The sequence below is a fragment of the Micromonospora sp. Llam0 genome (genome assembly GCF_003751085.1).
GTDB lineage: Bacteria > Actinomycetota > Actinomycetes > Mycobacteriales > Micromonosporaceae > Micromonospora_E.
The window spans coordinates 94,931-107,506 of record NZ_RJJY01000001.1; the positions used below are offsets into that span (position 1 = coordinate 94,931).

Here is a 12,576-nt window from a genome sequence, read left to right on the forward strand (position 1 = left end):
GGCCGCCCGATCTGCCGGCCGCCTCATTCGCCGGCCAGGTCGGCCAGCGCGGCGGCGAGGGCCCGCACCCCGGCGGCGCAGTCGTCGTCGGTGGCGTGCTCGTTCGGGGCGTGCGACACCCCGGTCGGATTCCGTACGAAGATCATCGCCGTTGGCACGTGTCCGGCCAGGACACCGGCGTCGTGCCCGGCGGCGGTCGGCAGCACCGGCACCACGCCGGGCAGCTGCGCACCCACCGCCGTGGCGATCCGGTCGGTCAGGTCCGGGTCGAAGGCGACCGGCGGGCTGTCCGACTCGCGGACCACCGCCACCGCCGTCCCGTCCACCCGCGCCCGGGCCGCCGCCTCGGCACCCACCGCCTCGACCAGCGTGGCCAGCGCGGTGTCGTCGGCGGCCCGCGCGTCCAGCCAGGCGTGCACCTGGGCCGGGATGGCGTTGGTGGCGTTGGGCCGCACCGCGACCCGGCCGATGGTGGCGTGCGCACCCAGCCGGCGGGCCTGCGCGTCCGCGGCGAGTACGGTGTGCGCGCAGGTCAGCATCGGATCCCGGCGGTCGACCATCCGGGTGGTGCCGGCGTGGTCGCCGGCACCGGTGAACTCCAGGCGCCACCGGCCGTGCGGCCAGATCATGCTGGCCACCCCGACCGGGGCGCCGAGGTCGACCAACGCCCGGCCCTGCTCGACGTGCAACTCGACGAAGACCCCGACCCGGGCCAACCGGTCCGGGTCCGGCCCGGCCGCCGCCGGGTCGGCGCCGGCCGCCCGCATCGCCTCGGCCACCGTCACCCCGTCGGAGTCGGTCAGCGCCAGCGCGTACTGCGCCGACACACCGCCGGTCAGCAGCCGCGATCCGAGGCAGGCCAGGCCGAACCGGCCCCCCTCCTCCTCGACGAACGCGGCGACGGTCACCGGCCGGGCCGGGGTGAAGCCACGCTCCCGCAGCTCGTCGACGGCGAGCAGCGCCGACACGATGCCCAGCGGCCCGTCGTAGCCGCCGCCGTGCGGCACCGAGTCGAAGTGGCTGCCGGTGACCACCGCCGGCGCGGCCGGATCCACACCGGACGGTATCCAGTCGGCCCACAGGTTGCCGTTGCCGTCGGGGCGCACCGCCAGCCCGCGTCGGACCGCCTCGGTGGTGAACCACTCCCGGCAGGTCAGCTCCGCCGCCGACCAGGCGTAGCGCAGGTAGCCGCCGGTGCCCGGATCGCGGCCGATGCCGGCGAGCTGCGTCCACATCGCCCGGAACCGTCCGACCAGCGGATCAGCGGTGGTCACCGGGGCCGGGCCGGTCATCGGCGGCCCATCGGCACCGGCAGGTCGTGCGCGGCGGCGACCTGACCGGCCAGCTGGTAGCCGGCGTCGACGTGGCGCAGCACCCCGGTCGCCGGGTCGTTGCGCAGCACCCGTTCGATCTTCTGCCCGGCCAGCGCCGACCCGTCGGCGACGCACACCTGACCGGCGTGGATCGACCGGCCGATGCCGACCCCGCCGCCGTGGTGGATGCTCACCCAGGACGCGCCGCTGGCCGTGTTGACCAGGGCGTTGAGCAGCGGCCAGTCGGCGATCGCGTCGGAGCCGTCGGCCATCGCCTCGGTCTCCCGGTACGGCGACGCCACCGACCCGCAGTCCAGATGGTCCCGGCCGATCACCACCGGGGCGGCCAGTTCACCTCGGGCAACCATCTCGTTGAACCGCATCCCGGCGAGTTCCCGTTCGCCGTACCCGAGCCAGCAGATCCGGGCCGGCAGCCCCTGGAAGGCGACCCGCTCGCCGGCCAGCCGGATCCAGCGGACCAGCGCCTCGTTGTCGCCGAACAGGTCGAGGATCGCCCGGTCGGTGGCGGCGATGTCGGCCGGATCGCCGGACAGCGCCGCCCACCGGAACGGGCCTTTTCCGGCGCAGAACAACGGCCGGATGTACGCCGGCACGAAACCGGGGAAGTCGAACGCCCGGTCGTAGCCGCCGAGCCGGGCCTCGTCGCGGATCGAGTTGCCGTAGTCGAACACCTCCGCGCCGGCGTCGGCGAAGCCGACCATCGCGGCGACGTGCCGGGCCATCGACTCCCGGGCCCGCTGGGTGTACTCCTGCGGCGCCCGGCCGGCGTACGCCGCCGCGTCGGCCAGCTCGACCCCCTCCGGCAGGTAGCTCAACGGGTCGTGGGCGCTGGTCTGGTCGGTCACGATGTCGATCTCGACCCCGTCGGTGAGCAACTGCGGGAAGACGGTCGCCGCGTTGCCGACCACGCCGACGGACAGCGCCCGCCGGTCCCGCCGGGCCGCCTGCGTCGCCGCGACCGCCTCGGTCAGTGAGCCGGCGACGGTGTCCAGGTAGCCGGTGGCGACCCGGCGGGCCAGCCGCTGCGGGTCGACGTCGACGATCAGGCACACCCCGCCGTTCATGGTGACGGCGAGCGGTTGCGCGCCGCCCATCCCGCCGCAGCCGGCGGTCAGCGTCACCGTGCCGGCCAGCGACGCGGAGCCGACCCGGTCGATCCAGGACGGCGGCGCGGTCGGGTCGACCGGCGTGGTCGGGGTGCCCGCCGCCAGTTTGGCGGCCACCGCCGCGAACGTCTCGTAGGTGCCCTGCAGGATGCCCTGGGTGCCGATGTAGATCCACGAGCCGGCGGTCATCTGCCCGTACATGGTCAGGCCGAGCTGCTCCAGCCGGCGGAACTCCGGCCAGGTCGCCCAGTCGCCGACCAGGTTCGAGTTGGCCAGCAGCACCCGGGGCGCCCACTCGTGGGTGCGCAGCACGCCGACCGGCCGGCCCGACTGGACCAGCATCGTCTCGTCGTCGGCCAGCTCGGTCAGCGTCGCCACCAGCGCGTGGTAGGACGGCCAGTCCCGGGCCGCCCGGCCGGTGCCGCCGTAGACCACCAGGTCGTCGGGGCGTTCGGCGACGTCCGGGTCGAGGTTGTTCATCAGCATCCGCAGCGCGGCCTCCTGCGGCCACCCCTTGGCGGTACGGGTGGCGCCGCGCGCCGCCCGGATCAGCTCAGCCATGTCGCGGTCCCTTCCGGGTAGTCAGCCGATGAAGACGTTGCGCTGGGCGGCGGAGCGCTCGAACTGCTCCAGCCGGCGCTGCGCCTCGCCGGGGGCCGCGTCGCAGATCGCCTGCAGCAGCACCATCGCCAACGCCATCGGCGCGGCGTGCAGGTCGAACACCAGCTGGTCGCCGACCGGTGCGGGCAGCACCAGGTCGGCGTGCTCGGCGGCCGGGCTCAACAGGGAGTCGGTGATCAGCACCACGGCCAGGCCGACGGCGCGCGCTTCGACCAGCGCGTCGACGGCTTCCCGGGGGTAGCGGGGCAGCACGATGGCCAGCAGCGCGGTCGCGCCGGCCTCCCGGGTCTGCTCCAGACGCTCCGGCAGCAGGCTGCCGCCGCTGTCCAGCACCCGCACGTCCGGGCGGACCTTCGCGGCGAAGAACCCGAAGTAGGTGGCCAGTGGCGCGGCGGCCCGCAGCCCCAGTACCGGCAGCGGGGTGCTGCCGGCCAGCAGGGTGCCGGCGGCGGTCAGCCGGTCCCGATCACCGAGCTGGTCGGCGAGCATGCTCAGCTGCCGGGCCTCGGCGCGGACCGCGCGCTGCATCTCGTTGTCGGCGGCGTAGGCCCGCCGCCCGCCGCGCCGGGACTCGCCGCGCGGCGCCGGCAGTCCGGCGGCGGCGCCGGACTGGCCGGTGCCGACCGGGTTGACGGCGAACTCACGTAGCCGGCGGCGTAGCGCGGGGTAGCCGTCGTAGCCGAGTGCCATTGCGAACCGGGTGACCGACGGCTGGCTGACCCGGGCCAGCTCGGCGACCTCGGCGGCGGACAGGAACGCGGCGGAGCCGGCGTGCTGCACCAGGCTGTGCGCGATCCGTCGTTGGGTGGGGGTGAGGCGGACACCGGTGAACAGGTCGAGCACCCGTTCGGCCGAAGCGGCCGGGACGACCTCGCTGTCATTCACCATGACACTGTATGCATTATTTCATTCAGCCGGCAACGGTGGCCGCGACGGCACCGGCGGTCGCTGTGGTAGAACCAGCACGTGGAACGCCTGTCGCCGGGTCGCAACCCGGTCCGCACCCGGCCGCCGTCGTGACCGGCGTACGGGTCGCCGCCCTCCACACGTACCCGGTCAAGGGGTGTCGCCGGCTCGACCACGACGACGCCCGGGTCGAACCCTGGGGCCTGGCCGGCGACCGACGCTGGATGATCATCGACCCGGACGGAGTCGGCATCACCCAGCGGGAGGCTCCGGCGCTGGTCCACATCCACCCCCGGCCCGTCGCCGGTGGACTCACCCTGCACACCGCCGGCCGGCCGACGCCGGACGTCCCCCCGCCGGTCGTGCCCACACTGGATGTCTGCGCGCCGGTCGCCGGCCCGCCGGTGCAGGTCCGCGTCTTCCTGGCCAAGGCCCCGGTGCCGGCCCGGCTCGCCGCGGCCACCGCACACGCCTGGATCAGTGCGGTCATCGGTCGACCGGCCCGACTGGCCTGGCTGGCCGACCCGACCGTACGGGCGGTCGACCCCGACCACGGCCGCCCCGGCGACGTGGTCAGCTTCGCCGACGGCTACCCGGTGCTGCTGACCAACGCGGCCTCCCTCGACGCGGTCAACGACTGGCTCGTCGAGTCGGGCGACCCGGCCGCGCCGTTGCCGATGCACCGGTTCCGCCCCAACGTGGTGATCGGTGGAGCGCCGGCCTGGGCCGAGGACGGGTGGCTGGGGCGCCGGATCCGGATCGGCGACGTCACCTTCCGGGTCGCCAAGACCTGCACCCGCTGCGTCGTCACCACCACCGACCAGGACACCGGCGAACGCGGCCAGCAGCCGCTGCGGATCCTCGCCCGACACCACCGTGGCCCGAAGGGTGTCCTGTTCGGGATGAACATCATTCCGGACGGCACCGGACGGATCACCGTCGGCGACAACGTGGTGGTTGCGGCCGGTCCCGACTCTTAGGTCTCACTTAGGACCGTTGCCCGGGTACGTCGTAGTACGGCAGCATCACTGGACGTGACCGACGACGGACCCGCCTCCCATGCCCGCCGGACCCGCTGGCTGGCTGGCGGTGCGGCGGCGGCCGGGGCCGGCCTGCTCGGCCTGCTGCTGGCCGCCCAGGTCGGAGCCAGCCCGGCCTGCGCGGCACCACCCGTCGGCGGCGGCAACCACCAGGGCAAGGCCACCTTCTACGACGCGCAGGGGCAGGGCGGCAACTGCTCGTTCGACAGCGCGCCGGCCGACCGGATGTACGTCGCGCTCGGCCCGGACGAGTACGCCGACGCCGCCGCGTGCGGCGGGTACCTCGACGTCACCGGTCCCCGCGGCACCGTCCGCGTCGTCGTCATGGACCAGTGCCCGGAGTGCGCCGCCGGTCACATCGACCTGTCCCGGGAGGCGTTCGCCCGGATCGCCGACCCGGTGCGGGGCATCGTCGACGTCAGCTACCGGGCGGTGGTCGACCCGCAGACCGGGCCGCTCGCGGTGCGCGTCAAGGAGGGCGCGTCGCAGTGGTGGTTCGCGGTTCGGGTCACCGACCACGGCAACCCGCTCGCGACGGTCGAGGCCCGAACCGGATCGGGGTGGCGCGGACTTGTCCGGCACGACTACAACTACTGGCTCGCCGACGACGGGCTCGGCCCCGGCCCGTACTCCCTGCGGGTCACCGACGTGTACGGCAACCGGGCGACCGTGCCGGGGGTCCAGTTGGCCCCGGAGCGGACCCAGCGGACCGACGTGCGGCTGTATGGCAGCGGATCGGGTTCCGGCTCCGGCTCCCGGTCGTCCGGGTCGTCCTCGGCCGCCGGGGGCTCCGGTGCCGACCGGTCCGGTGACCGGTCCACGGCGGCCCAGACCACGCCGGCCGCCGAACCACCGTCGCCAGGTCCGACGCCCACCGGGTCGGCCTCGCCGGGTCCGTCGCCAACCGCCGGTGCAGCGGGTCTCGGCGCGGCCGCCAGCCCGTCGACGGTGCCGGCCGCGGCTCCTGCCGACCCGCCGTCAGTCTGCCGCTGACCCCGCCGTCAGCCTGCCGCTGGCCAGCTTGTCGGTGCGCCGCTCAGCTCCCGCCACATGATGATCTCGTCCCGGTCGTCGCCGTCGGCCACCCGCAGCGCGCCCGGCAGCCGGCCCACCTCCCGGTAGCCGCACCGCTGGTAGAACGCCGGCAGCCCGTGCCCGTCGCGGATGGTGACCTGCAGCGCGGACAGACCCATCGACCGGCCGACCCGCTCCGCCTCGGCCATCAGGGCCAGCCCGTAGCCGCGCCCTTGCCGGCCCGGCGTGACCACCACCCGCTTGAGCACCCGCCAGTGCTCCTTGAGGTCGAACCGGTTGCTGGTGACGAAGACGAACGCGGCCAGCCCGGCATCGTCGTGGCCGACGAGCAGCCGGTCGACGCCGGCGGCGACCCCGGCGAACGCCGCCTCGGCGGTCGGGCGCACGTCGGCGGCGGTCACCGGGGCGACGAAGCCGACCGCGCCACCGGCGTTGGTCGCGTCCGCCCAGACCGCGATGATCCGCTCGCGCAGCTCGTCGTCGAGCGGCGGATCAAGGACGAAGCCCAGCCGTACGGAGAGTGGGTGCATCATTGCGGTGTGTCGACTCCGGGTGGGCCTGGGTGCCAGGCGCTGGGTAGGGCCGGCGGGACTTGAACCCACACTGGTGCGATCCTAAGTCGCATGCCTCTGCCAATTGGGCTACGGCCCCGAGCGCTCCTAGGTTACGTGCCGAGGACAGGTTAGCCGAATCCCGGTCGGCCGGAGCCGGAGCCGGCTGCTGGAGCCGGCTGCTGGAGCCGGAGCCGGGTGCTGCGTCAGTCAGTCGAGGCCGAGGTCGCGGCGGAGCTTGGCGACGTGGCCGGTGGCCTTGACGTTGTACAGCGCTTTGGTGATCCGCCCCTCGGCGTCGATCACGAAGGTCGACCGGATCACCCCGGTGACCGTCCTGCCGTACAGCTGCTTCTCGCCGTAGGCGCCGTACGCGGTGAGCACGGCCTTGTCCGGGTCGGACACCAGCGGGAAGGTGAGCCCGTCGCGCTCGCGGAACTTGGCGAGTTTCTCCGGTTTGTCGGGAGAGATGCCGACCACCTCGTAGCCGGCGGCCTGCAGCCCGGCGAGCGAGTCGCGGAAATCACACGCCTGCTTCGTGCAGCCCGGGGTCATCGCCGAGGGGTACGCGTACAGCACCACGTTGCGCCCGCGTAGCTCCTTGAGGGACAGCTGGTCGCCACTGTCGGTCGGCAGGGTGAATTCCGGGGCGGAATCGCCCGGCGCGAGGCGGACCGGCCCGTCGGCGGCAGCTGAAGTCATGGCCGGAGCCTACCTCCGCCGCTACCGGGCGGGTCGGACCGCCAACCATGACCAGTTGCATCCCCTATGCAAGAGCAGTGACGGCGAAATACGCTGGCCACGCGACCAACGGACTGCCCAGCCGGGAGGAACCAGGTGGACCCCCTCGCACTCCACATCCAGAACGGGGTGCTCAACGGCCCCGTAGCGATCAGCTACGCCATCCTCGCCGCCGTGGCCTTCGGGTACTGCGTGGTCCGCGGCCGCCGGGACCTCGACGACCGGCTCGCCCCGATGGCCGGCCTGGTCGCCGCGTTCATCTTCGCCGTCCAGATGCTCAACTTCCCGGTGCTGCCCGGGGTCAGCGGCCACCTGCTCGGCGGCGCGCTGGCCGCGCTGCTGGTCGGCCCGTGGGTCGGCGCGCTCTGCGTGTCGATCGTGCTGATCGTGCAGGCGCTGCTGTTCGCCGACGGCGGGGTCACCGCGATCGGCCCGAACGTCACCAACATGGCGCTGGTCGGCACCGCCGCCGCGTACGGGCTGATCTTCGTCCTGCTGCGGGTGCTGCCGCGCACCCCGACCGGGCTGGCGGTCACCGCGTTCGTCGCGTCGGTGGTCAGCGTGGTCGCCGCCGCGTTGAGCTTCGTGCTGCAGTACGCCATCGGCGGCACCACCCAGTTGCAGGAGTTCGGCCTCGGCCAGGTGCTGACCCTGATGACCGGCACCCACGTCCTGATCGGCGTCGGTGAGGGGTTGATCGCCGCGGTCACCGTGCTGACCGTCGCCCGGACCCGCCCGGACCTGGTGTACGCCCTGCGCGGGCTGCGCCGCCCGAGCCCGCCGAACACGCCGGCCGCTCCCACCACCACCCAGCCCGCGTCCACCGGAGGTGCCGCATGAAGCGCAACACCGGTTTCATCCTGGCCGGTCTGTTCGTCTCGCTGCTGCTGGCCGGCGTGGTCAGCAACTACGCCTCCGGCTCGCCCGACGGGCTGGACTCGGCGTCGACCCAGGGCTGCGAGGTCGACGGCGAGGAGATCGTCGGCGGGGCCTGCATGGGCTCCGGCGCGCAGGACCACGAGCTGGCCGACAGCCCGTTCGCCGACTACGGCCTGACCGCCGTGGACAACGCCTTCCTCGGTACGGCGGTCGCCGGCGTCGTCGGGGTGCTGCTCACCTTCGCCGTCGCCGGTGGGCTGTTCTGGCTGACCCGCGGCCGCCGGCCGGAGGAGCCCGCCGACGCCTTGGCCAGCGAGCGGTAGGGGCGGGATTCACCGTGGGCGCGGGGCACTCGCAGCTGCTGCACCTGGAGCGGGACAGCCCGGTGCACCGGCTCGCCCCGGAGACCAAGATCGCGGCGATGGTGGCCTTCACCCTGGTGGTGGTGGCCACCCCGCGCGAGCAGCTGTGGGCCTTCGGCGGGTACGCCGTACTGGTGGCGGTGGTGGCCGCACTGGCCCGGGTGCCGGCCGGCTGGCTGGCCCGCCGGTCGCTGATCGAGGTCCCGTTCGTGGCGTTCGCGGTCGCGTTGCCGTGGCTGGCCGGCGGCGAGCAGGTCGTCATCGGCGGGCTCAGCCTGTCCGTCGACGGCCTGTACGGCGGCTGGAACATCCTGGCCAAGGCCACCCTCGGGGTGCTCGCCTCGCTGCTGCTGGCGGCCACCACCACCAGCCGCGAGCTGCTGGTCGGGCTGGACCGGCTGCGCTGCCCGTCGATCGTCACCCAGATCGCCACGTTCATGCTGCGCTACGTCGAGGTGCTGGTCGACGAGGCCCGGCGGATGCGGATCGCCCGGATCTCCCGGGGCGACGACCCGCGTTTCCTCTGGCAGGTACGCGGTTTCGCAGCCGGCGTCGGCGCGTTGTTCCTGCGGGCGTTCGAGCGCGGCGAGCGGGTGTACCTGGCGATGATCTCCCGCGGTTACACCGGTCGGATGCCGGTGGCCTGGCAAGCCACCGGCGGTGCCACGGCCGGCCAGTGGATGCTGGCCGCGTCGGTGCCGGTGACGGCGGCTACCATCGCCGCCGTGGCGGTGTTGTCGCAGTGAGCGATCCGGTGCCGCCGTCGCTGTGCGTACGCGACCTGCGGTTCAGCTACCCGGACGGGCATCCGGCGCTGCACGGGGTGAATCTGACCGTGCCGGCCGGGGCCCGGGTGGCGTTGCTGGGGCCCAACGGTGCCGGCAAGACCACGCTGGTGCTGCACCTCAACGGCGTACTGCGCGGCGGGTCCGGTCAGGTCGAGGTCGGCGGGCTGCTGGTGGATCAGCGGCGGGCGACGCTCGCCGAGGTGCGCCGCCGGGTCGGCATCGTCTTTCAGGACCCGGACGACCAGCTGTTCCTGCCGACCGTCGCCGAGGACGTGGCGTTCGGTCCGGCGAACCTGGGGCTGCGCGGTGCCGAGCTGGCGGCGCGGGTCGACGAGGCGCTCGACGCCGTCGGGATGGCGCAGCACCGGGACCGCTCCCCGCAGCACCTGTCGTTCGGTCAGCGGCGGCGGGTGGCGGTGGCGACGGTGCTGTCGATGCGTCCGGAGATCCTGGTGCTGGACGAGCCGTCGTCGAACCTCGACCCGGCGGCCCGTCGTGAGCTGGCCGAGGTCCTGCACCGGCTGCCGGTGACGATCCTGATGGTCACCCACGACCTGCCGTACGCATTGGAGCTGTGCGACCGGTCGGTGATCCTGGACGGCGGCCGGGTGGTGGCGGACGGTCCGACCACGGAGTTGCTCGCCGACGCGGAACTGCTGGCCCGGCACCGGCTGGAGCTACCGTTCGGCTTCGACCCGCGGCTCGCCGCGCGTCAGCTCGCCACCGTCCGGGCCGGCGCCGCCCGGTCCGTCCCCGCCGGCCCGACCGACACCGTCCGGGCCGGCAGCGGGCTCCGCGCGCAGGCGTAGCACCGCGCCGAGCGCCACGGCGGCCCCGCTGACCAGGACGGCGGCGACCGCGATCCGCGGCCACCAGGCCGGTCCGGGCACCGGGGCGATCGCCCGGGTGAACACGGCGGCGTTGGCCACCCCGGCGAAGATCGCCAGGCAGGTGCCGGTGAGGGCGAGGGCCAGCTCGGCACCGGGCCGGCGGCGGGCCGCGTACCCGGCGGCAGCCAACGCGGCCAGCCCGGTCAGCAACGCCCAGACCGGCCCGTCGAGCAGCACGCTGAGCAGGCCGAGCGGCCCACCGGTGCCGGATTCGACCGCGCGGGCCATCGCGTAGCCGACGGCGGTCGCCGCGCCGACGGCGAGCCCGCCTGCGGAGACCAGCTGTGCGGTCCGCGGACCGCGCCGGGCGGTGGCCAGCAGAGCGACCAGCATCAGTACGGCGCCGAGCAGCGTGCCGCCCCACCAGCGCAGCGGGTCGGGCGGCGGGATCCAGTCCAGGGTCCCGCGCAGCTCGACCGGGGTGACGCCGTCACGCAGCGGCACCACCCAGTCGCGTACCCGGTGCACCTGGTCGGGTGCGGCCCGCACCGCGTCCGGCGGTGCGGCGTCGCGCCAGTAGGTCCGCTGGTCGTGCCAGCGGACCACCGGCCGGTCGGCGATCCGCCGCCAGAGCGGCGGCGCGGTCGGGTCGGCGTCGGCGGGCACCGGGGTGTCGCCGGCCAGGGTCTCGTTCTGGTAGGCGGTGGGGGAGCGCCGGTTCTGGTAGACCCCGTCCGGTCGGATCTCCAGGTACGGCTCCCCGGCGTAGCCGAGCACCTCGATCGGTCGGCCGCTGTGGTTGGTCAGCTCGAGCCGGGCACCGGCCTCGACGACCCGGACGGTGAGCCCGTCGACGGCCGGCACGGTGCCGGTCACCGTCACCCGGTAGTCGGTGGCCGCGGGGGCGTCCGCGCCGTGCGCGGCGGCCGGCGTCGCGGCACCGGTGAGCAGTACCGCCGCCCCGCCGACGAACACCGCCAGCCGGCCGGCCAGTCGGGTGGCCCGCGCCCGCGCCGGCCGTCGGGTGAACAGCACGTCAGCCGGCCGCGTCCACGGCGGCGGTGATGGCCTGGGCGCTCGACGCGACGGTCGCGCCGTCGACCAGCACGGTCGGGGTGCCGCTGACCCCGGCCCGGCCGGCCTGCTCGGTGACGTGGGCCGGCCAGCCGGCGTAGGTGTCGTCCCGGACGCACCGGCCGAAGCTGCCGGTGTCCAGCCCGACCTCACCACCGATGGCGATCAGCCGCTCCTCGCTGAGCCCGGGACCGCCCTCGGCCGGCTGCTGTTCGTAGAGCGCGGCCGCGTACTCCTCGAACTTGCCGCCGGCCGCCGCGCAGCCGGCCGCCGCCGACGCCCGCGTCGAGTACGCGTCGTCGCTGAGCCGGTCGAGGATCGCGACGGGGTGGTACACCAGGGTGATCCTGCCATCCTCGACGAGCTGGTCCAGGGTCGGGCCGACCTGCTGCTCGAACTGCCGGCAGGCGGGGCAGAGGAAGTCGGCGTAGAGGTCGACGGTGACCGGGCCGTCGCCGATCGGGATGCCGGAGTCGTCGGCGACCGCACCGGGCGGGGCGGTGTACTCGCCGCCGCGCTGGGTCTGGTAGACGGCCCAGCCGATCATGCCGGCGAGGACCAGCGCCACCACGGCCGCCACCGACGTCCAGAGGGCGCGCTGGCGCCGCCGCTCCCGGGCCAGCTGTTCGCGGACCACCCGGGCTGCCTTCTTCTGCTCCACTCGCCGGCTCATCGCCGTCACCCGCCGATCTACCCGAAATCCGACTATCTGCTGTTGTTTACCCAAGAATCCGTCGACAGTGCCGTGCGCGGCCACCACACCAGGAACCCGGCGAGCGCGAGGAACGCCAGGTCGCGGGCGATCTCCGGGCCGTAGGCGGGGGTCTGCCCGGCGGCCAGCTCACCGCCGACGCCGAAGCAGCCGCAGTCGATCCGCAGCCCACGCACCCACGCGGAGGTGATGCCGGCGATGAAGACCACCAGCAGGCCGGCCGAGACGACCGCGCAGAGCCGGGTGGCCAGCCCGATCAGCAGCAGCACGCCGAGCGCCAGTTCGATGAAGGGCAGCGCGGCGCCGATCACCATGGCCAGGTCGTACGGGAAGACCTGGTAGGCGTTGACCGCCCGGCCGGACCCGGCCAGGTCGGTGACCTTCGACCCGCCGGCGAACAACCACACGGCGGCCAGCCCGAGGCGGACGGCGGTGCCGATCCAGGGTCGTACCCTCATGTCTGTTAGTCGCTGCGCACCCGGTGCCGAGTTCCACGGCGGCATGACATCAAACCGGAAAATCCGATGTCGTACGTCACACCGGGCATCGCGGAACTTCGGCCCCCGACCGGCCGACCAACCACAAATGAGGGGGAGC

At 74.2% G+C, this 12,576-nt stretch carries 13 protein-coding genes, 1 tRNA gene and 1 pseudogene; 6 read left to right on the forward strand and 9 right to left on the reverse strand.

The genetic code is table 11. The annotated features are described in order from the left end of the window. Window positions 1–23 precede the first annotated feature (23 nt). From EDC02_RS00435 to EDC02_RS00445, 3 genes are read right to left on the reverse strand one after another with little or no spacing between them, the layout of a single operon-like run. Window positions 24–1,292, reverse strand: a complete 1,269-nt coding sequence (locus EDC02_RS00435) for an allantoate amidohydrolase (RefSeq protein WP_123600204.1) — start codon at window positions 1,290–1,292, stop codon at window positions 24–26. After that, entirely contained in the window at window positions 1,289–3,001 is a 1,713-nt protein-coding gene (locus EDC02_RS00440) for a urocanate hydratase (protein WP_123600205.1), read from the reverse strand. Before EDC02_RS00440 ends, EDC02_RS00435 begins: the two co-directional genes overlap by 4 nt. Before the next feature lie 21 nt (window positions 3,002–3,022). After that, window positions 3,023–3,946 carry a MurR/RpiR family transcriptional regulator gene (locus EDC02_RS00445; protein WP_123604370.1) on the reverse strand — a complete coding sequence of 308 codons (924 nt, stop codon included), beginning with the start codon at window positions 3,944–3,946 and terminating at the stop codon, window positions 3,023–3,025. 11 nt (window positions 3,947–3,957) lie between these two features. On the opposite strand from EDC02_RS00445, the gene EDC02_RS00450 reads away from it, so the two are divergent. Next, complete coding sequence (locus tag EDC02_RS00450) at window positions 3,958–4,947, forward strand: MOSC domain-containing protein (protein WP_123600206.1); 990 nt, start codon at window positions 3,958–3,960, stop codon at window positions 4,945–4,947. A gap of 54 nt (window positions 4,948–5,001) precedes the next feature. Then, window positions 5,002–6,000 (forward strand): expansin EXLX1 family cellulose-binding protein, encoded by a 999-nt coding sequence (locus EDC02_RS00455; RefSeq protein ID WP_233605666.1) that lies wholly within the window; start codon window positions 5,002–5,004, stop codon window positions 5,998–6,000. A gap of 8 nt (window positions 6,001–6,008) precedes the next feature. On the opposite strand, the gene EDC02_RS00460 is transcribed toward EDC02_RS00455, so the two are convergent. The 3 genes from EDC02_RS00460 to bcp all read right to left on the reverse strand — a co-directional run bounded on the left by EDC02_RS00460 (window position 6,009) and on the right by bcp (window position 7,295). Next, window positions 6,009–6,572 (reverse strand): GNAT family N-acetyltransferase, encoded by a 564-nt coding sequence (locus EDC02_RS00460; protein WP_123604371.1) that lies wholly within the window; start codon window positions 6,570–6,572, stop codon window positions 6,009–6,011. Window positions 6,573–6,619: 47 nt separating this feature from the next. Then, a tRNA-Leu gene (locus EDC02_RS00465) sits at window positions 6,620–6,693 on the reverse strand. A gap of 110 nt (window positions 6,694–6,803) precedes the next feature. Continuing rightward, the gene (bcp, locus tag EDC02_RS00470; protein WP_123600208.1) at window positions 6,804–7,295 is read right to left on the reverse strand and encodes a thioredoxin-dependent thiol peroxidase; all 492 of its coding nucleotides are present in this window, start codon (window positions 7,293–7,295) and stop codon (window positions 6,804–6,806) included. Between the two features lie 135 nt (window positions 7,296–7,430). Between bcp and EDC02_RS00475 the strand changes: the two genes are divergently transcribed. The 4 genes and pseudogenes from EDC02_RS00475 to EDC02_RS00490 all read left to right on the forward strand — a co-directional run. Continuing rightward, window positions 7,431–8,174, forward strand: coding sequence for an energy-coupling factor ABC transporter permease (locus EDC02_RS00475; protein ID WP_123600209.1), 744 nt, complete (start codon window positions 7,431–7,433; stop codon window positions 8,172–8,174). Continuing rightward, window positions 8,171–8,536, forward strand: coding sequence for a PDGLE domain-containing protein (locus EDC02_RS00480; RefSeq protein ID WP_123600210.1), 366 nt, complete (start codon window positions 8,171–8,173; stop codon window positions 8,534–8,536). The genes EDC02_RS00475 and EDC02_RS00480 overlap by 4 nt, the downstream gene beginning before the upstream one ends. A gap of 14 nt (window positions 8,537–8,550) precedes the next feature. Further along, on the forward strand, window positions 8,551–9,321 hold the full coding sequence (cbiQ, locus tag EDC02_RS00485; protein ID WP_123600211.1) for a cobalt ECF transporter T component CbiQ: 771 nt from the start codon (window positions 8,551–8,553) through the stop codon (window positions 9,319–9,321). Next, a pseudogene (locus tag EDC02_RS00490) lies at window positions 9,318–10,076 on the forward strand (energy-coupling factor ABC transporter ATP-binding protein); the annotation flags it as partial. The gene cbiQ and the pseudogene EDC02_RS00490, both read left to right, overlap by 4 nt. Here the strand turns inward: EDC02_RS00490 and EDC02_RS41180 are convergent. From EDC02_RS41180 to EDC02_RS00505, 3 genes are read right to left on the reverse strand one after another with little or no spacing between them, the layout of a single operon-like run. Next, entirely contained in the window at window positions 10,041–11,228 is a 1,188-nt protein-coding gene (locus EDC02_RS41180; protein WP_233605667.1) for a hypothetical protein, read from the reverse strand. The pseudogene EDC02_RS00490 and the gene EDC02_RS41180 sit on opposite strands and share 36 nt — an antisense overlap. A 1-nt stretch (window position 11,229) precedes the next feature. After that, window positions 11,230–11,940, reverse strand: a complete 711-nt coding sequence (locus EDC02_RS00500) for a thioredoxin domain-containing protein (protein ID WP_123600213.1) — start codon at window positions 11,938–11,940, stop codon at window positions 11,230–11,232. Window positions 11,941–11,972: 32 nt separating this feature from the next. Further along, a complete protein-coding gene (locus EDC02_RS00505; RefSeq protein ID WP_233605668.1) occupies window positions 11,973–12,437 on the reverse strand; it encodes a DoxX family protein in 465 nt (154 codons plus the stop codon). Window positions 12,438–12,576: the final 139 nt, after the last annotated feature.